Annotated in this window: 20 protein-coding genes; 14 read left to right on the forward strand and 6 right to left on the reverse strand. The window is 43.3% G+C overall.

Features of this window, described 5'->3' with window-relative positions; genetic code table 11:
* Positions 1–95: 95 nt before the first annotated feature.
* From CZ434_RS16345 to CZ434_RS16365, 5 genes are all read left to right on the forward strand, one after another.
* Positions 96–2345, forward strand: a complete 2250-nt coding sequence (locus tag CZ434_RS16345; RefSeq protein WP_077624129.1) for a ribonucleoside-diphosphate reductase subunit alpha — start codon at positions 96–98, stop codon at positions 2343–2345.
* Between the two features lie 13 nt (positions 2346–2358).
* Positions 2359–3402, forward strand: coding sequence for a ribonucleotide-diphosphate reductase subunit beta (locus tag CZ434_RS16350; RefSeq protein ID WP_077624130.1), 1044 nt, complete (start codon positions 2359–2361; stop codon positions 3400–3402).
* A 111-nt stretch (positions 3403–3513) separates the two neighbouring features.
* A complete protein-coding gene (locus CZ434_RS16355; protein WP_077624131.1) occupies positions 3514–3957 on the forward strand; it encodes a GNAT family N-acetyltransferase in 444 nt (147 codons plus the stop codon).
* A 105-nt stretch (positions 3958–4062) separates the two neighbouring features.
* Positions 4063–4764: a TraR/DksA C4-type zinc finger protein gene (locus CZ434_RS16360; RefSeq protein ID WP_077624132.1), complete on the forward strand. Its 702-nt coding sequence runs from the start codon at positions 4063–4065 to the stop codon at positions 4762–4764.
* A 59-nt stretch (positions 4765–4823) separates the two neighbouring features.
* Complete coding sequence (locus CZ434_RS16365) at positions 4824–5348, forward strand: GrpB family protein (protein WP_077624133.1); 525 nt, start codon at positions 4824–4826, stop codon at positions 5346–5348.
* Here the strand turns inward: CZ434_RS16365 and CZ434_RS16370 are convergent.
* Positions 5343–5741 carry a GNAT family N-acetyltransferase gene (locus tag CZ434_RS16370; RefSeq protein ID WP_077624134.1) on the reverse strand — a complete coding sequence of 133 codons (399 nt, stop codon included), beginning with the start codon at positions 5739–5741 and terminating at the stop codon, positions 5343–5345. The genes CZ434_RS16365 and CZ434_RS16370 overlap by 6 nt on opposite strands.
* A gap of 16 nt (positions 5742–5757) precedes the next feature.
* Complete coding sequence (locus CZ434_RS16375) at positions 5758–6210, reverse strand: GNAT family N-acetyltransferase (protein ID WP_077624135.1); 453 nt, start codon at positions 6208–6210, stop codon at positions 5758–5760.
* Positions 6211–6374: 164 nt separating this feature from the next.
* On the opposite strand from CZ434_RS16375, the gene CZ434_RS16380 reads away from it, so the two are divergent.
* Entirely contained in the window at positions 6375–6671 is a 297-nt protein-coding gene (locus tag CZ434_RS16380; RefSeq protein WP_077624136.1) for a hypothetical protein, read from the forward strand.
* Positions 6672–6762: 91 nt separating this feature from the next.
* Here the strand turns inward: CZ434_RS16380 and CZ434_RS16385 are convergent, their stop codons facing one another.
* Entirely contained in the window at positions 6763–8034 is a 1272-nt protein-coding gene (locus CZ434_RS16385) for a S1C family serine protease (protein ID WP_077624137.1), read from the reverse strand.
* A 171-nt stretch (positions 8035–8205) separates the two neighbouring features.
* Here CZ434_RS16385 and CZ434_RS16390 point away from each other — a divergent pair, with 171 nt between their 5' ends.
* The 7 genes from CZ434_RS16390 to CZ434_RS22535 all read left to right on the forward strand — a co-directional run bounded on the left by CZ434_RS16390 (position 8206) and on the right by CZ434_RS22535 (position 14920).
* The gene (locus tag CZ434_RS16390; RefSeq protein WP_077624138.1) at positions 8206–8904 is read left to right on the forward strand and encodes a response regulator transcription factor; all 699 of its coding nucleotides are present in this window, start codon (positions 8206–8208) and stop codon (positions 8902–8904) included.
* A complete protein-coding gene (locus tag CZ434_RS16395; protein ID WP_077624139.1) occupies positions 8901–10235 on the forward strand; it encodes a sensor histidine kinase in 1335 nt (444 codons plus the stop codon). The genes CZ434_RS16390 and CZ434_RS16395 overlap by 4 nt, the downstream gene beginning before the upstream one ends.
* A gap of 87 nt (positions 10236–10322) precedes the next feature.
* Positions 10323–12152 (forward strand): translational GTPase TypA, encoded by a 1830-nt coding sequence (gene typA / locus CZ434_RS16400; RefSeq protein WP_077624140.1) that lies wholly within the window; start codon positions 10323–10325, stop codon positions 12150–12152.
* A gap of 161 nt (positions 12153–12313) precedes the next feature.
* Positions 12314–13453, forward strand: coding sequence for a PQQ-dependent sugar dehydrogenase (locus tag CZ434_RS16405; RefSeq protein ID WP_077625225.1), 1140 nt, complete (start codon positions 12314–12316; stop codon positions 13451–13453).
* A gap of 42 nt (positions 13454–13495) precedes the next feature.
* The gene (locus CZ434_RS16410) at positions 13496–13783 is read left to right on the forward strand and encodes a YkvA family protein (protein ID WP_077624141.1); all 288 of its coding nucleotides are present in this window, start codon (positions 13496–13498) and stop codon (positions 13781–13783) included.
* A gap of 82 nt (positions 13784–13865) precedes the next feature.
* Positions 13866–14675: a ZIP family metal transporter gene (locus CZ434_RS16415; RefSeq protein WP_077624142.1), complete on the forward strand. Its 810-nt coding sequence runs from the start codon at positions 13866–13868 to the stop codon at positions 14673–14675.
* Between the two features lie 149 nt (positions 14676–14824).
* The gene (locus CZ434_RS22535) at positions 14825–14920 is read left to right on the forward strand and encodes a putative holin-like toxin (RefSeq protein WP_245831012.1); all 96 of its coding nucleotides are present in this window, start codon (positions 14825–14827) and stop codon (positions 14918–14920) included.
* 200 nt (positions 14921–15120) lie between these two features.
* On the opposite strand, the gene CZ434_RS21760 is transcribed toward CZ434_RS22535, so the two are convergent.
* The 3 genes from CZ434_RS21760 to CZ434_RS16430 all read right to left on the reverse strand — a co-directional run bounded on the left by CZ434_RS21760 (position 15121) and on the right by CZ434_RS16430 (position 16759).
* Complete coding sequence (locus tag CZ434_RS21760) at positions 15121–15288, reverse strand: YfhE family protein (protein WP_077624143.1); 168 nt, start codon at positions 15286–15288, stop codon at positions 15121–15123.
* An 89-nt stretch (positions 15289–15377) separates the two neighbouring features.
* Complete coding sequence (locus tag CZ434_RS16425; RefSeq protein WP_077624144.1) at positions 15378–15884, reverse strand: cupin domain-containing protein; 507 nt, start codon at positions 15882–15884, stop codon at positions 15378–15380.
* A gap of 65 nt (positions 15885–15949) precedes the next feature.
* Positions 15950–16759, reverse strand: coding sequence for a DUF2935 domain-containing protein (locus CZ434_RS16430; RefSeq protein ID WP_077624145.1), 810 nt, complete (start codon positions 16757–16759; stop codon positions 15950–15952).
* A gap of 176 nt (positions 16760–16935) precedes the next feature.
* Here CZ434_RS16430 and CZ434_RS16435 point away from each other — a divergent pair, with 176 nt between their 5' ends.
* A complete protein-coding gene (locus CZ434_RS16435; protein ID WP_077624146.1) occupies positions 16936–18129 on the forward strand; it encodes a CapA family protein in 1194 nt (397 codons plus the stop codon).
* The last annotated feature ends 9 nt before the right edge of the window (positions 18130–18138 follow it).

An 18138-nucleotide genomic window follows, 5' to 3' on the forward strand; every position in this document is an offset into this window, starting at 1 on the left:
TGTCGTTTTCTGTCCGCTCATGTCGCCATGAGCGGTTTTTTTGTACCTTCAAACAATTTTCCGTGTAATGAGATTCATTCGGAGGAGGAGATAAAATGATAGAAACAAAGCACACCGCAAAGAATTGGAAAGCCGGTATGATGGATGAATTGGTTAAGAAATTTTCCAATTTGGATATCAAATCACTGGTCGCCTATGGAGAGAACCTCTTGGAACAAAAACCATGGTTGTCTGATCAAGAGTGGGTGTACCAACTGATTTTGGAGGCACTTGCCTATCTGGATGAAAACAGCCCGGACTGGACATATGTAGCATCTGCATTGTATCTGGAAACACTTTATCAGGAGGCTGCTCTAAATAGAGGGAGTAATGCCGAATTGAAATATGGAGATTTCAAAGGGTTAATTGAACATTTGACTTCCATCGGCATTTATCATTCCTTTCTGCTGGATTCGTATGGTTCAGAAGAGATTATAGAATTGGGAAGGACGATTGACCCTGCAAAGGATCAGTTATTTACATACATTGGTTTGCGCACCCTGGCTGATCGTTATATAGCCAAAGATTACGAAGGACGGGTGTTTGAACTTCCGCAAGAGCGGTTTATGATTATCGCGATGACTTTGATGAGAAACGAAGCAAAAGGTCAGCGGATAGAGCTTGTAAAGGAAGCATATTGGGCGCTTAGTAATTTGTACATGACTGTCGCCACTCCGACTCTTTCCAATGCAGGCAAAAGTTATGGACAACTTTCCAGCTGTTTTATTGATACAGTGGATGACAGTCTGCAAGGGATTTTCGACAGCAATACCGATATTGCCAACCTATCTAAAAATGGTGGGGGGATCGGTGTCTATCTTGGAAAAATCCGCAGCCGCGGAAGTGCGATAAAAGGGTTTAACGGTGCGTCTTCCGGTGTGCTTCCCTGGATGAAGCAGTTGAATAATACAGCTGTAAGTGTTGATCAGCTCGGACAGCGAAAAGGTGCTATCTGTGCTTATCTTGATATTTGGCACAAGGATATTTATTCCTTTTTGGATTCCAAATTGAATAATGGAGATGAACGTTATCGTACCCATGATTTATTTACAGGGATCTGCCTTCCTGATTTGTTCATGGAACAGGTGGAGGCCAGAGGGAGCTGGTATTTGTTTGACCCCCATGAAATCAGGACGGTTATGGGTTATTCCCTGGAAGACTTCTTTGATGAAAAACGCGGTGAAGGAATGTTCAGGGAACGGTATTGGGAATGTGTTTCCAACCCCAATCTTACCAAAGAAGAAGTTCCGGCAATTGAAATCATGAAACGCATCTTGAAAAGCCAGCTTGAGACCGGTGGTCCTTTCATGTTTTATCGTGATGAAGTTAACCGGCATAATCCGAACAGTCATCTGGGCATGGTTTATTCAAGCAATCTTTGTACAGAAATCACGCAAAATCAGAGCCCGACGATCGTGACAGAGCAATCTACCGTAGATGGGAAAATTATCGTCAACAAGCAGCCTGGTGACTTTGTTGTCTGTAATCTGTCTTCCATCTCACTAGGAAAGGCTGTTCCTGAAGGGATACTGGAACGATTGATTCCGATACAGGTGCGTATGCTCGATAATGTCATCGATTTGAACACTATTCCGGTTTTACAGGCACAGCTTACCAATCAGAAATACCGTGCCGTGGGCCTTGGAACATTTGGATGGCATCACTTGCTTGCTTTAAAGGGTGTTCGCTGGGAAAGCGATGAAGCGGTAGAACTAGCGGACAAGCTTTATGAAAAAATTGCCTTTTTGACTATTCAATCCAGCATGGAGCTTGCGAAAGAAAAAGGAGCATGCGAGGCATTTGCCGGTTCCGATTGGGAGAGCGGCCGTTACTTTGATAACAAGGGTTATACCGAAGGAGACTCGGAACTGCCTTGGAATCAATTAAAAGAAGCAGTTGCTGAAAACGGCATCCGGAACAGTTATTTGATGGCGGTGGCACCTAACTCTTCCACTTCCCTTATTGCGGGAAGCACTGCGAGTATCGATCCAATTTTCCAGAAGTATTATGCAGAGGAGAAAAAGGATTATAAGATTCCGGTGACTGCTCCTGATTTGAACGCAAAAACAAATTGGTACTATAAGTCCGCTTATTTCATCGACCAGCATTGGAGCATAAAACAACAGGCAGCACGACAGAAACATGTCGATCAAAGTGTGTCATTCAATATGTATGTGCCGAATACCATCCAGGCTAAAGAACTGTTGAATCTCCATTTGGATGCTTGGAAATCGAGGTTGAAAACGACGTATTATCTTCGTTCCACTTCATCCGATTTAGTCGACTGTGAATCTTGTTCAAGTTAAAGGGGGAAATAACATGGCATACACATTAAACAAACGAGACATAATGGATAAAACGGCACCAAACAACTCAACGAAAATCATAAATGGGAGAAGCTCCAATATCTTGAACTGGGATGATGTCCGGTTTTCCTGGGCATATCCCAAATACAAAAAGATGCTGGCAAACTTCTGGACACCGTTTGAAATTAATATGTCCCAAGATATCAAGCAGTATCCGAACCTCCCAGATGAAGAAAAAGACGCCTTTTTGAAAATAATCGGCTTGTTGGCTCTTTTAGACAGTATCCAAACGGATTATGCGGGCAAAGTAGCGGATTACTTAACAGACTCCAGCTTGAATGCGCTTATGATCATCCTTGCCCAGCAAGAGGTCATTCACAATCATTCCTATTCTTATGTATTATCCAGCCTTGTCTCTAAACAGAAGCAGGATGAAGTATTTGAATTCTGGCGGACTGAACCGATCCTTGAAAAACGGAATGACTTCATTACCGATGGTTACCGTGCATTTGCGGAAGATGCCACTGTCGACAATCTGCTTAAGTCGGTAGTGTTTGATGTCATTTTGGAAGGATTGTTCTTCTATTCGGGCTTTGCTTTCTTTTATCATTTGGCCAGAAACCAGAAGATGGTCGCGACTTCCACGATGATCAACTATATCAACCGGGATGAGCAGCTGCATGTAGATCTCTTCGTCCGTATTTACAAAGAGGTTTTGAACGAATACCCAGACCATGATACAGAAGAGTTAACACAGTTTGTTTATGATACCTTCAGGGAAGCTGTTCAACTAGAGATTGACTGGGCCCGCCATATCATCGGTAACAAAATCGACGGAATTCTTCTTCAGGAAGTAGAGGACTATATCAAATTTTACGCGAACACACGCTGTAAGCAGCTTGGTTATGAGAAAATCTATCCGGAGATAACGAAAAACCCGCTTCGTTGGATTAAAGCCTATGAAGAAGTGGATCTAGGTAAATCGGATTTCTTTGAACAAAAATCAAGACAGTACACAAAAGTGAACTTTACCGACAATGGTTTTGACGATTTGTAAGAAAGAAGGACAGCCTGACAAAGGCTGTCTTTCTTTGCGCCTGAATTTCCAACCGCTTCTGCATCCTGTATCATGAAAGAAAAGCCGTTTGGCCATCAGGAGGAGAAACAGATGGAGTGGATATTGAAGACTTATCAAGAATTAACGAAACAAGAACTGTACAATCTAATCAAAACAAGGATAGATGTCTTCGTGGTAGAGCAGTCTTGTCCCTACCATGAATTGGACAATTATGACCAGGTATCCGAACATTTAATGTTAAAGAAGGACAGCCAGGTGATCGCCTATGCCCGTCTCCTGCCGAGCAACACCGTTTACGCCCTCCCATCAATTGGGAGAGTGCTTGTGCATAAAGACTTTAGAAATCGCGGTTATGCCAAGGAACTCTTGAAGCGATCCATCAGTACGATCACAGAGGGATGGGGGGAACCACGGATAAAAATTCAAGGCCAGGAATACCTTCGCTCCTTTTATGGAAGTTTTGGTTTTCGGAAAGTATCAAGTGTTTACTTGGATGATGGTATCCCGCATGTAGATATGGTTTATGAGGGATAACCGTTTTGGTCTGGTTAATTTCCAAAATCTAATCCGGTTGGTTCAGTAATAAAGGATATACTAATAATGCCCGGCAGAAGTATGATTGTCAGGAGGCGATTATTAGTGCTTAACCCAAGTCAAATATCAAAGTGCAGGGAGATGCTGACAGAGCGGAAAAAGCATCTCGAGGACCATTTGGAAGACCATTATGGGCTCCATTATGAGCTTGTTAAAGAATCCATGAGTGAATTATCGAATTATGATAACCATCCAGGAGATCTCGGCTCAGAACTTTTTGAAAGGGAAAAAGACGTCGCGCTTAACGAGCATGCGGAACGGGAAATGAAAGATATCAATACGGCTCTTGAGTTGATGGAATCCGGCCAATACGGGAAATGTGAAATATGCAATGCTGATATACCGTATGAAAGATTATTGGCAATGCCCACGACAAACCGTTGTATGGAACATGCAGAAAAGCATATTTCTTTTGCAAGGCCGGCGGAGGAAGATGTAATCCATCCAAGTGTGAATGAGATGGAAACCGAGATTGATGAAGAAGAGTCGACTATTTTCGATGCAGAGGATTCCTGGCAGCGTGTAGCTAAATATGGTTCTTCTGAAAGTCCTTCCGATTTTTACGATACAGAGAAGGATTACGAAGATATGTTTTTCAATTCAGATGAGCTGGTAGGCGGTGCAGAAGATATTGAAAACATGCTGACCGCAGATATGGAGGGGAATTTCTCCGGCGTCGCGCCTGCTCATGAAAAGTACGAAGATTACTTGGATGAACAGGATGTTAACTCTATTTTATATGATTAAACAAAGAGGCCATTCCTCCCATTGAATGGCCTCTTTCTCTAAGTGAGGGGGATGAAAAAATGGGCAGAAAAGTCGAGGTCAAGGAGTACAAGGCCCAATGGAAACGGGATTTTCAGAGCGAAAAGGAGCTTCTTCAAGAATTGCTTGGATACCAATTGCGCACAGTCCATCATATCGGCAGTACATCGATTCCGGGCATGCATGCAAAACCGGTCATCGATATATTGATCGAAGTTCTGGATATAGATGCTATGAGGGCGTGTAAAGAGAAAATGGAAGCGGCGGGCTATAAATCGCATGGAGAGAATGGAATAGCGGGCAGGAGGTTCTACAGTAAAGGAGGCAATGAGCGGACACATCACGTACATATATTCGGGGTGGGAGATCCGGAAATAGCTAGACATTTGGCGTTCCGGGATTATTTAATCAACCACCCCGATGAAGCCCGGAAATATGCGGAGCTGAAGATGAACCTTGCCAGACGGTATTCAGCTGATATGGAAAGCTATATCTCCGGAAAAGATGCCTTTATAAAAGATATAGACAAAAAAGCATCGACATGGAAACGAGAAAGAGAACTATGATTTTCTCGGAATGAGGAAGGCATTTTCTGCTTTTTGAAATTCCACTTTTGGGTAATACTCCATTGCTCCGGGAGCGGATAGGAGTACAAGGGCTGTCTGTTCCCCGATTTCTTCCCGGACTTTATCGAGGATTTTCCTGCCGACACCTGACTTCTGATAGTCCCTGTGTACAGCCAGATCGGACAAATAACAACAGTAAACAAAATCGGTCAATGCTCGCCCTACGCCGATTAATGTTCCATTTTCTCTTGCGGTGATTATCAAGTTGGCTTTTTCTATCATCGAGGATAACCGTTTTACGTCCTGATGAGGGCGCTTGATCCCCGAGCTTTTAAATACTTCTGCCAGTTCCTGTTCATTTATTTTTCCATTTACTTCATAGATAACGGCCATTTTATGCAACAACTCCTTACATCATTTTGTACAAGCGGATCATATCCCGGCAGGCGATTCCATTTTCGAATATGGGTTCTGAATAATGTTCAAGAAAAAAATCATGAATGATTTTATCAAGACGGAATCCACATTTCTGATAAAGTGCCAACTGCCCTATGCTTGAATTTCCGGTACCAATTTCCAGTCTTTTCAATCCCATTGCCTTCGTTCTGTATTCGGCATCCCTAAGCAGTCTTTTTCCGATCCCTTTCCCTTGGTATTGGGATTGGACAGCAATGTTTACAATCTCTGCCGTCTCTGGTTTCGTCTTGACAAGAATATAAACCCCTCTTATTCTGTTTTCTTCCATTGCTGCAAAACATTCCCCGTTTGTGATGTACTTGGCTACCATGGCTGGGTCAGGGTCTGCTGTGAGCAGTAAGTCCATTGGATATGTGTCTTTGTTGTTTAATTTTTGAATTTTCATTTTTCTTCCTCCGTAAACTAATTATAACAGGTTTGATTCAGTGATAAGAGCGCATGCCGGCTATTTTCCGGAAGTTTTAGAAAAAGAGCAAAAGGGAAGGGATAACGGTAGGGTTACATATTCTTGTGACAAGTAAATTATCATTTAGTGGTGGTGGCATACGCATGAGCAGTGTTTTCTTGATGGTTGTGTTTGTTTTGAGCCTGCTTTATTTATTGGTTAAATATCGCACTACCTTAAAAAATATCGGGATTGGGCCTTTAATCGGGGTGGTTGCATTAATGGTGATTTCACTGGTTGCAGCATCCTTGACCTTTTATTATGGTGGCCAATGGGTTGGTGAAACCATTGAAAATATCTATCTTCTGGTTATTGTGCAATTTGTAATTCTCCTTGCCGTCATTGTTGTATTTCTGGGAATTTTGACAAAAATATTGAAATCCTTATCGGATTATGAATAAGAGCCGGCATCCTAAATCCAGGATACCGGCTCTTTGTCCATCTATGTAATCCTTCCAGGCAAGGGAGGAAACCTGGAAGAGGTATTAGTTATCAGGCTTGTTGTTCTGATAAAGTAAGAGATGTTGTTTGTTCTTTTCCATTACGGTAAAAAGTGATATCGACTTTTTCCCCGACGCCTGTCTCGGAGTACAAGTACTCCTTCAGTTCGAGCATGGATGCGATAGGCTGGTCATTAATTTTCGTTATGACATCATATTGTTTCAACCCTGCATTATTTGCCGGTGATCCGTTTTGCACTTGGGCAACGACAACGCCGTCTGTGATGTCATCCGACAAATTGAGTTCTTTTTGTCTATGCTCGTTCGGTACACTTGAAAGTTCTATGGCGCTGATACCAATAAACGGTCTTGATACGTTTCCGTCTGTTTCAAGCTGTTCCATAATCGGGAGGGCAGAATCGATCGGTATTGCAAACCCGATTCCTTCCACTTCTTCTTGGGCAATCTTCATGGAATTTATCCCGATGAGTTCCCCGTTCTCGTTTACCAGTGCGCCACCGCTGTTGCCTGGGTTGATGGCTGCATCTGTTTGAATCACTTCTGTTGTCCAGTCTGCCTGTCCGTCTTGATTGGCGTCCATTTCAACCGAACGTTCTACTCCGCTGATAATTCCTTTTGTCACAGATCCTGCGAATTCCATTCCTAGCGGGTTCCCGATGGCTATTGCCGTTTCCCCGACACTTAACTCTTCTGAAGAGCCAATGGCTGCTACCGTATCAACTTGAGCTCCATCAATTTCCAAAACAGCCAAATCGGTAAGGGAGTCTGCTCCAAGAATAGTTGCTGCAACATGCTCGCCATTCGGAAGGATGACTTCGACTTCATTTGCGCCTTCTACCACATGATTATTTGTTACAACATACGCTTTGCCGTCTTCTTTTTTATAGATAACTCCTGATCCAGTACCTGCTGCCTGGGACTCTTCCCACATATTTGTCTGCTGTATGTTGGATACTCCTACTACTGCTCCTGCGGCCTGGTCGATTGCATCCGTCAACGATGAGTTGCTGTTATTATTCGACGTTTGCACGATATTGCTGTCATTGCTGGTCGATTCAGAGGCTACCTGTGGATCGGTTTCTGATGAAGAATTTATTCCACTTAAAGGCAGGATATTGGTAGAAACCAGCAGTACACCTAATACAGCCACGACAAGTCCTCCTATAATACCGCTGAAAAACATCCCGAATTTATTGGTTCTTTTAGACGCGGTAACATGATTGCTTTGCTCGGTTTGTTCGTGTTGAACGTCATCATGTTGGTTGGTTTCGATATTTGAATCGTGATTTTCATTGTCGTACATGAAAGTCACACCTTTCTAAAAGTTATTTTGTTTGGCTTTCTATACTACACATTCTATACATCAGCTTTGGCAACTCTTTGGTGTAATTGTGTAAAAAGTGTGGAATTCAAGCTAAAATGTTCTTATAAAAGAATTATGTGCGAAAATAGGAAGACGCAAGGAGGGCGAAACATGAACAATCGGATTTTTGTGGTGGAAGACGACGCCAATATCAGGGATATAGTCTCCGCTTATTTAAAAAAAGATGGTTATCGTGTCACCACAATAGAAACAGCGGAGGAAGCTGTCGAGTTATGGCAGCAAGCCCCGCCTGACATGTGGATTTTAGATATAATGCTCCCGGGGATGGACGGTTATGAATTATGCAGGAAAATCAGGGAGAAAAGCAATGTCCCGATCATTATTATTTCTGCCAAGGATGAGGAGTTGGATAAGATTCTCGGTTTGGAACTTGGAGGAGATGATTATCTCACCAAACCATTCAGTCCGAGGGAACTCGTAGCACGGGTGAAGAGACTGTTTAAGCGTTCCGGGAATCAAGTGGAAGAAGCTGATGGGACTGGACAGGATGATTGGGAGGCAGGCAGACTTCTTCTTAAACCCGATGACCGCAGAGTTTTTTGGGAAGGAAATGAAGTAGAGATCACTGCCAAAGAATTCGAAATCCTCCTGATTTTTATTAAAAACCCAAACAGGGCCTTTTCCAGGGAAGAATTGCTGACAAAGGTATGGGGAGAGGATTACTTTGGAAGCGACCGGGCTGTGGATGATTTGATTAAACGTCTGAGAAAGAAAATGGATGGACTTCCGGTGGAAACTGTCTGGGGTTACGGCTACCGGTTGAGAAATTCACAAGAGGGTTCCAGATGAAGCTGCAGTATCAGATAAATGCTGCCTTTACGACATTGTTGATTGTGATTATGTCTGTAACGGCATTTACCATTTATTCGTTGATTCTGAACTTGTTGATTCAGGATGAACAACGCCAGCTTCAGGCAAAGGGTGAGTTGTTGGTAAGTGTATTGAACGATGAGGCCAATATGGAGAATGCACAGAGGCTGTCCCAGCTGCTCCAAGACCAGCAATTGCAATTGTTCATATACAATCATGCCGCTGATCGTGTCATTTTTTCGACGCTCCCAAATCAAATCGTCAACTATTGGATTGAAAATTATGATATAGGTGAAGAAGAACAGCCATTATGGAGGGGAGGAGAAGAGCGTTTCGTAGTTTCGAAAATCAGTTTTTCTCCAGGACAACCAGATACGGAGCTGATCCTGGTTACTCCTCTTAATGACTTACAGCAGGTGCAGGAAACGTTCATCTTCCGTTTATTGCTGGTTTTCTTGATCGGTTTAGCAGCGGCAGTACTGTTGAGTTATTTGATGACCAAGCGTTTGGCCACCCCGTTAACAAGGCTGAAGGACCAGCTCAAGAAAATAGAAAAAAGGAAATTTGATGAAGTAGAGGCCATCCATGCCAGCGGAGAAATAAAAGAAGTGGAAGAAAGTGTTCTCGATATGGCGAATGAACTGGAGAGGTACATCAACTCCCAACAGCAATTTTTCCAAAATGCCAGTCATGAATTGAAAACACCTTTGATGACCATTCAGGGTTACGCGGAAGGGATAAGAGATGGCGTTTTCGAAAAAGAAGAGTCTGATCGTGGATTGGATGTAATGGTAGCCGAGATAGCCCGACTCAAAAAAATTATTAATGAAATGATTCTCCTGGCAAAACTCGATAGTGAAGAAAACATTTATCGTCCGGAAAATATCCAGGTAAGTGATTTGATTCAGATGACCAGAGAACGGGCATTGCCGCTTGCCAATGAAAGGCATGTTCAGCTCACGCAGACGTACACAGCCGATGCGACTATAAAAGTGGATAGGGAAAAAATGCTCCAAGCCATGATGAATGTCGTCTCAAACGCCATCAGGCATGCCAGGTCCAGTGTGGATATAAGCGTGATACAAAAAGACGGAAAGATCTCCATTAAGATATCCGATGATGGCAAGGGGATAAAGGAAGATCTCCTTCCAAACCTTTTCCATCGTTTTGTAAAAGGTGAAGGTGGAGAAACAGGATTGGGTCTGGCCATATCACGGGCGATAGTTGAGAGGTCCGGGGGCCAAATTACAGCCGGGAAATCTGATTTGAATGGAGCACTGTTTACAATTACCTTTAATAGGGAATATTGAATACCATATTTTAATCGTTTGTGTTATAATTGGTGAGTTGTATTCGGAGACCTGAATTTCGATACAAAAGAGGAGAGTAAATATATTATGCAATTAAGAGAAGATATCCGTAATATTGCGATCATCGCCCACGTAGACCATGGAAAAACGACCCTTGTGGACCAGCTGTTGAAGTATTCTGGTACATTCCGGGAAAATGAACAAGTCGACGAACGCGCAATGGATTCTAACGACTTGGAAAAAGAACGCGGTATTACGATTTTAGCTAAAAATACTGCCATTAATTATAATGATACAAGAATAAATATTTTAGATACACCGGGCCACGCGGACTTTGGTGGAGAAGTAGAGCGAATCATGAAAATGGTTGACGGTGTTCTGCTTGTCGTAGATGCCTACGAAGGCTGTATGCCGCAGACACGTTTCGTCTTGAAAAAAGCGTTGGAACAAAAATTGACACCTGTAGTGGTTTTAAACAAAATCGACCGTCCTAATGCAAGGCCGAATGAAGTTATCGACGAAGTACTGGATCTGTTTATTGAGCTTGGTGCCGATGACGATCAATTGGAATTCCCGGTCGTTTATGCATCTGCCTTGAATGGAACCTCCGGTAATGAACCGGAAGAACAAGAAGAAACAATGGAACCGATTTTCACCACGATCATGGAAAACATTCCTGCACCAGTAGATAATTCTGATGAGGGATTGCAATTCCAGGTGACATTGCTCGACTATAATGATTACCTTGGAAGAATCGGTGTCGGCCGTATCTTCAGAGGATCGATCAAAGTCGGTCAGCAGGTTGCACTTATGAAAAAAGACGGCTCTGTGAAAACGTTCCGTGTTTCCAAACTGTTTGGTTTCATCGGATTGAAACGAATCGAAATTGAAGAAGCTAAAGCAGGAGACATTATTGCTCTGGCCGGGATGGAAGATATCAACGTCGGGGAAACGGTTTGTCCGCAGGATCAGCAGGAAGCACTGCCGATTCCGAGAATCGACGAACCTACCTTGCAAATGACGTTTGTTGTCAACAACAGTCCGTTTGCCGGTAAGGAAGGTAAGTATATTACCTCCCGCAGAATCGAAGAGCGGTTATTGACACAGCTTGAAACTGATGTGAGTTTGCGTGTTGAACAAACGGAATCTCCTGATGCCTGGACAGTTTCAGGACGTGGAGAATTACACTTGTCCATCTTGATAGAAAACATGCGCCGTGAAGGATATGAGCTTCAATTGTCCAAGCCACAGGTAATCGTCAGAGAGATTGACGGTGTTCAATGTGAGCCGGTAGAACGAGTGCAAGTAGACGTGCCGGAAGAACATCAGGGTGCTGTAATGGAATCACTTGGTTCCAGAAAAGGCGAAATGATCGATATGCAAAACCACGGTAATGGCCAAGTCAGAATGGAATTCAAAGTCCCTTCAAGAGGTCTTATTGGTTATGCAACAGAATTCATGACCCAAACCAGAGGTTATGGTATTATCAACCATACTTTTGATAAATATGAGCCATTACTTCCTGGACCGGTCGGCGGCCGCCGCCAAGGTGTACTAGTTGCACTGGAAAACGGTAAAGCTTCGACATACGGTATTATGGGCTTGGAAGACCGCGGTGTCATCTTTGTAGAACCTGGTACAGACGTTTATGCGGGAATGATTGTCGGTGAGCACAATCGTGACAATGACTTAACCGTTAATATCACGAAGGAAAAACATCTGACAAACGTCCGTTCAGCTACGAAAGACCAAACAGCGACCATCAGAAAAACTCGTACATTGACGCTTGAAGAAGCGATTGAGTACTTGAACGATGATGAGTACTGTGAAGTAACACCGGAATCCATTCGTTTGCGTAAGAAAATCCTTAATAAAAACGAACGGGAAAAAGCAGCTAAGAAGAAGAAAACCGTTTAATCGAAGAAAAGTCCAGCCAGCAGGCTGGGCTTTTTTGTTATATCGGAAACGCCGACAAGTACTCCCAATAATCCATTGTGAGTTTTTTGTGTTTTTAAAAAGGTTAATAGAAGGGTGGGTGGGGAACGTTATAGTAATATTTCTACTGGAGGGATCAGGTGGTGAAGAAAAAGTTATTCTCAGGACTCATTTTGTCTCTTGTGTTCGGATTGATTGCTTGTGATCAACAGGAATCACCGAATAATTCCGGCAGTGAAGAGCAGGAACAGCCGCAATCTGAACAAGGAAAGGATGTCTCGGAGCAATCCGGAGAAGAGGGGGCATCCGAAAATGCGTCATTGAACTTTAACAACGTAGAGACATTGGCGGAGGATCTAAATGTGCCTTGGGAACTGGTAAAGGAAGGGGAAGATATTTATATTAGTGAGCGGACAGGAGCGATTGTAAAAGTAAATGGCAATAATTTGGAGAGAAAGGAAGTCCGGTTAAAGGAGAACTTAGCCGATGAACCGGAGGCGGGACTGCTTGGACTAGCTTTTCCGGCTGATTTTCAGGAAACGCAAGAAGCAATCGCCTATTATACTTATGCCGAACAACAGGGAGTGTTTCAAAGAGTCGCGTTCATTCAGGAACAGGAAGGACAATGGGTGGAAAAAGAGACGTTGTTGGATAACATTCCGGGCGGCAATGTCCATCACGGAGGCAGGCTGGAAATCGGACCGGATGATAAACTGTATGTCACGGTAGGCGATGCAACCAACCGGAGTGCAGCTCAGAACCGTGATAGTTTATCTGGCAGCGTACTGCGAATGAACCTTGACGGAACCATCCCGGAAGATAATCCTTTTGAGGATTCTCTTATTTATACATGGGGGCATCGGAACCCTCAAGGACTTGCCTGGGATGAACAGGAAGTTTTATTTGCGACGGAACACGGGAACCAGGCTCATGATGAGATAAACAAACTTTCCGCAGGTAGTAATTATGGATGGCCTGAAATACAGGGCGACGAACAAATGGACGGGATGGAGCAGCCGGTTCTTCATTCGGGAGAAGAGACTTGGGCACCTTCTGGGATGGATTATTTTAATGGTCGTTTCTATTTTGCAAGTCTTAGAGGCGAAGCATTGAGAGAGTTTCATCCAGAGGAAAATTCCCAACAGGTTGTTCTGGAAGGGTTCGGAAGGATAAGGGACGTACTCGCCACAGATGAAGGTCTGTATGTGGTAACGAACAACACGGACGGACGGGGCAACCCGGATGAAAAAGATGATCGACTGTTGTTTGTTCCGCGCTCTTAAAGGAAGTATAATGGACAAAAGTATTCCAGAAAGGAAAATAGTATGATAAGGTTTTTCCGTAGATTAAAGTTTTTGCTGAATTTCAGAAAATCAGTGCCTTTTCTGAAGGATTTTTTTCTATCCCGCGAGGTAAAGCTTTCCACTAAAGCATTCTCCTTGTTATTAATAGCGGGATATATTCTGTTTCCTTTTGATATCATTCCTGACTTTTTGTTAATGATGGGTGTTTTGGATGATGTAGCTGTTGCTGGTTTCGTTCTGCGGCAGTTGATAAAGCATGCACCGGAAGCACTAAAGGTGAAACACGGGTTGGGCTATAAGATAAAATAGATTGTCAGGGTTTAGGGAGAATGACAACTAGGTCGATGATCGTCGCATCAAAGACGTGCCAACGAAGAGAAGGGGTGATTTTTTGTATGAGATGTTTGTGGATGTCAATCCTGTGCTGCAGGCATTGATTTTCACTTTGTTTACGTGGGCGTGTACAGCTTTGGGAGCGTCCTTTGTTTATTTCACTAAAAAGACGAATGCGATATTGTTTGACTGTATGCTGGCTTTTGCCGGCGGAGTCATGATAGCTGCCAGTTTCTGGTCTTTGCTTGCACCGGCTATTTCAATGGCCGAGGAACAAAGTAATGCACCTGTTATTCCGGCGGTAACTGGTTTTATACTCGGCGGGCTCTTTTTACTTCTGGTAGACAGATGGCTGCCGATGATAGATGAGAAATTGTATTTTAAGGACATAAAAGATAAAAGTGCCAAGCGAAGGACGGCAATGCTCGTTTTTTCCCTGACTCTCCATAATATACCGGAAGGACTGGCAGTAGGTGTGGCATTCGGTGCTTTGTCGTCTGAATTTTCAACAGCTTCCTTATCTGGGGCAATTGCATTGGCGATCGGGATTGGTATTCAAAATATACCAGAAGGAACTGCGGTCTCTCTGCCTTTGAGACGAGAGGGGATGACGAAAAACAAGAGCTTTTTTTATGGGCAATTTTCTGGAATGGTCGAGCCTATTTCGGCAGTCATCGGGGCGGTTGCTGTTGTATTTATCCAGCCGTTGCTTCCATATGCGCTTAGTTTTGCGGCCGGAGCAATGATTTTTGTCGTAGCCAAGGAGGTCATTCCGGGATCCCAGGAAAGAGGCCATGTGCAGTTGGCCACGATGAGTTTGATGGTTGGATTTGCTGTTATGATGATTTTGGATGTGGCCTTAGGTTAAGTCAAAAAGACATGTTTCTCTAAGGAAATAGTCGTGTTTTTATACTTTTAACGAACAGGTGTTCTGTTTTTGTGTTATACTATCGATAGGATAGGTAGTTTTCACAGGGTGTCGGCTAACTCCCGAACGGGAAGAATGGGGGGATGCCAATGAATACTTTCGAGGTTTTCATGATTTTGTTCACTTTCGGCACCTTTTTGATTGCCTTGTTCACATTGGTTATAAAATTAACCAATAAAAAATAGACCTCTTGCACTTTTGGTGGGCAGAGGTCTATTCACAAATCCCCGATTCCCTGTAAGGGAACTGCTATCCGGAGGCCGCAGTTGGAGCTGCGGTCCTTTTTAATTTATCTCTTTATCTCATGATATCATATTTAAAGAAAAAATATGAAAAAAAAGCATAAAAAAAGCAGCCGATGGCTGCTTTTTCAATTGGAATGAAGTTATTTAAGCAAATCGGGATTTTCTCTTTTCGCCTCGTTTACTTTGGATCTTCTATATCCGCCTGCGATATCGGCTTCTTTGAATTCTTTCGCATAGCGAACTTCTTGTGCATCCGTTAATTCTACCCCATTCCATTTGATCGGTTGATACTGTGTTTTCTTAGCCATACTGTTCATCCTTTCTATCGGAAGTGGGATTCATTTTTTCTATATTATTCCGATACCCGGAGGTGTTGAGGTTGAAACACCGAAAATATTCAGCCCTCGATCCATAACTCTTGCAACGGACCCTCTTCAGCAAAGACAGGATCTAGTTCCGGCAATGACACTTTATCTATGTTTTCTAATGATCTCTCTCGTTCCTCGGGAGTTCCTGTCAATAGGTCCGGAGACAAGCCGCCCGGGTATGCCCCGATTACTTTGAAATCGCTGCTTGCCTGTACCTTCTTATGGCCGACGCCAGCCGGGATAATGACCACATCACCTGCTGTCATATCTATTTCCCGACCGTTTTCACCTCCGAACATGATGGTGGCATTTCCGCTGATCACACCTAATACCTCATGGGTATTGCTGTGAAAGTGATGGTAATCATATACTCCGCCGGTCCAGCTATTTGTCCATTTGTTTCCGTTGAATACCATCTCACAATCTACTACCCTCTCCAATAATACTTGCGGGTACACCAGTAGTGGCAAGATTTTGTTGTTTGGAATTTTGCCATTATCTTCAAAAACATAGGTCTGTACTTTTTGCTGAGTCATCTTCACATCACTCCTTCAGCATATTTGTTCCACTGCCGGGGAGCAATCAAACGGATAAATGGAATTTAATGTGGATCAGGTGTGCGTGGTTTGAGGGGATCACAATTTGGCGGCATTTTTCCTGTCGACTCGGCAAGCTTTATCAAGTAGTAGCATTCTTCTCTTGCCATATGATCCGCCATCAGACCGGAAAAGGTACTTAGAACTGTTTCAGAAAGTTCCATTTCCTCCAGTTCATGTAAAAAAGTTTTGAATAATTTCAGTTCCACTTCCACGTTACTATTGAATTTGGCCAGTGCGGGGAAGGAAGTCAGGTTCGACCGCAAATAACCCGTAAGTTCGATCGCTTTCAGATAAAATTGGTCAAAGTGTTTGTTGAAAGTATGGCTTTTCTTTTTCAGTCTCTTTTCCACTCCATCCAGCTGATCGTTGATTGCTCCTGCATGCCCTGATGCATCGACAAGCCAGAGAAGGTGGTGATGAAGCTCGTGGAATACAGGCGGTGCCTCTCCTTGTTTTAAAAAACCAATCACCAGTTCATATTCTTCTAATTCATTTACCATGTGATTAATAAAGGTAGGAGACAGGTGGATGCCAATCTTTCCTGTCAACTTGCGCTTGATGATACTTAATTTGAAGTCCTTTAATTGATCTACAGCTGCCTCTGCCTGTTTAGTAAAGGCGATCACATTCGTCGTTGTCAGCGACTTTGACTGATTAAGAAGCTGATCGAAGGTGTGGACAAATGAAGCGGCTGTTTGGACGTCATTCGTTTCAGAAGGATAGAGCGAATCACGGATAAACCTGGAATGATCACCAAGTACCTGAAGCCAAAATTGATGTTCGAATGATGCGCTTTGTAAATAATCTGCCAATGAGAAACATCCCCTTTAAATAGTCATCATTTATATGTATTCGAAGCTTTGAGCATTTATCAGCATAACCCGGAATTTTATTCTACAAGAAATATCATCCAAGTTTTGAAAAACAGAGAATTATGTCATAAGATGAGAATGAACGAGTTGTAAATTATGACAAAAAGGAGTCTGCCATGAGAAAGTTCATCCGTTTGACTATGTTTCCGCTTACAATCTGTTTCCTTTTGTTGCTTATTGCCTGTGAAGAGAATTCCGGGAACGGGGATGAGCCTTTGGTAGCTTCACATGAAGTAAAGATCGATTCACCGCTGGCACATAATAAGATAGAGAAATTACCGTCAACAGCTTATAAAGAGGACCCAAAAAGTATTAGTATAACTGCTGTCGGCGACATACTGATACATGAGAAAGTATATGAAGATGCTTATTCACAAGGAGGATACGACTTCATGCCGATGTTTCGCGAAGTCGAACAATATCTGGATGATACAACCATTACGATTGCAAACCAGGAAACAATGATAGGAGGAACAGACATCGGCCTGTCCGGATACCCGGCCTTTAATAGCCCGTATGAAATCGGGGATACACTCAAGGAAGTAGGTGTCGATGTAGTTTCGATAGCGAACAACCATTCACTCGACCGTGGAGAAGAGGCTGTCCAGAATGCTATCAGCCATTGGGAACAAATAGACATGATGTACACAGGGGCCTATAAGAATAAGAAAGACAGCGATCGGATAAGGGTGTTGGAAACAGATGAGGGCATTGACGTTGCCTTTCTCAGCTATACCTATGGAACGAATGGCATTCCTGTTCCTGAAGGGAAAGATTACCTGGTGAATTTGATTGAGCGGAAAGCGCTTGTGGAAGATATCAAAAAAGCAAAGCAGGCAGGAGATGTCTTGATATTGAGCCTGCACTTCGGTACAGAATATGAACAAATGCCAAACCAGGAACAGATCGATTTGGTCCAACTTGCTGCGGATCAGGAAGTGGATGCGGTAATCGGGCATCATCCACATGTACTGCAACCGGTCGACTGGGTGGAGGGGAAAAATGGAAATGAAACATTTGCAGCTTATTCTTTGGGTAACTTTTTATCTGGTCAGGATGAATTCTACAATCAAATTGGCGGCATCCTGAAATTCGATATTCAAGAAAGTGGACAGAAGGAAGAAAGGGAGTTCGAGGTGGTAAATCCCCGGTTTTTGCCCACATATGTAACCTTTTCACAGTGGGCCGATTACCGGGTCGTCCCGATGCATCAAGTGAATGAAAGGGAAATGCCGAGCCCGGAACTGCATTATAATCGAGTGAAAGAGCACATGTCCCGGTGGGTTCCGGAACTTGAATTTATTGAGTGAACCTACAAT

Source organism: Sediminibacillus massiliensis (genome assembly GCF_900156915.1).
Lineage (GTDB): Bacteria > Bacillota > Bacilli > Bacillales > Amphibacillaceae > Sediminibacillus_A > Sediminibacillus_A massiliensis.

Excerpts from the sequence above, each read along its gene's own strand:
- CZ434_RS16345 (WP_077624129.1), top strand. The coding sequence starts at position 96 with ATGATAGAAACAAAGCACACCGCAAAGAATTGGAAAGCCGGTATGATG.
- CZ434_RS16350 (WP_077624130.1), top strand. The coding sequence starts at position 2,359 with ATGGCATACACATTAAACAAACGAGACATAATGGATAAAACGGCACCA.
- CZ434_RS16355 (WP_077624131.1), top strand. The coding sequence starts at position 3,514 with ATGGAGTGGATATTGAAGACTTATCAAGAATTAACGAAACAAGAACTG.
- CZ434_RS16365 (WP_077624133.1), top strand. The coding sequence starts at position 4,824 with ATGGGCAGAAAAGTCGAGGTCAAGGAGTACAAGGCCCAATGGAAACGG.
- CZ434_RS16370 (WP_077624134.1), bottom strand. The coding sequence starts at position 5,741 with ATGGCCGTTATCTATGAAGTAAATGGAAAAATAAATGAACAGGAACTG.
- CZ434_RS16375 (WP_077624135.1), bottom strand. The coding sequence starts at position 6,210 with ATGAAAATTCAAAAATTAAACAACAAAGACACATATCCAATGGACTTA.
- CZ434_RS16380 (WP_077624136.1), top strand. The coding sequence starts at position 6,375 with ATGAGCAGTGTTTTCTTGATGGTTGTGTTTGTTTTGAGCCTGCTTTAT.
- CZ434_RS16385 (WP_077624137.1), bottom strand. The coding sequence starts at position 8,034 with ATGTACGACAATGAAAATCACGATTCAAATATCGAAACCAACCAACAT.
- CZ434_RS16390 (WP_077624138.1), top strand. The coding sequence starts at position 8,206 with ATGAACAATCGGATTTTTGTGGTGGAAGACGACGCCAATATCAGGGAT.
- CZ434_RS16395 (WP_077624139.1), top strand. The coding sequence starts at position 8,901 with ATGAAGCTGCAGTATCAGATAAATGCTGCCTTTACGACATTGTTGATT.
- typA (WP_077624140.1), top strand. The coding sequence starts at position 10,323 with ATGCAATTAAGAGAAGATATCCGTAATATTGCGATCATCGCCCACGTA.
- CZ434_RS16410 (WP_077624141.1), top strand. The coding sequence starts at position 13,496 with ATGATAAGGTTTTTCCGTAGATTAAAGTTTTTGCTGAATTTCAGAAAA.
- CZ434_RS22535 (WP_245831012.1), top strand. The coding sequence starts at position 14,825 with ATGAATACTTTCGAGGTTTTCATGATTTTGTTCACTTTCGGCACCTTT.
- CZ434_RS21760 (WP_077624143.1), bottom strand. The coding sequence starts at position 15,288 with ATGGCTAAGAAAACACAGTATCAACCGATCAAATGGAATGGGGTAGAA.
- CZ434_RS16425 (WP_077624144.1), bottom strand. The coding sequence starts at position 15,884 with ATGACTCAGCAAAAAGTACAGACCTATGTTTTTGAAGATAATGGCAAA.
- CZ434_RS16435 (WP_077624146.1), top strand. The coding sequence starts at position 16,936 with ATGAGAAAGTTCATCCGTTTGACTATGTTTCCGCTTACAATCTGTTTC.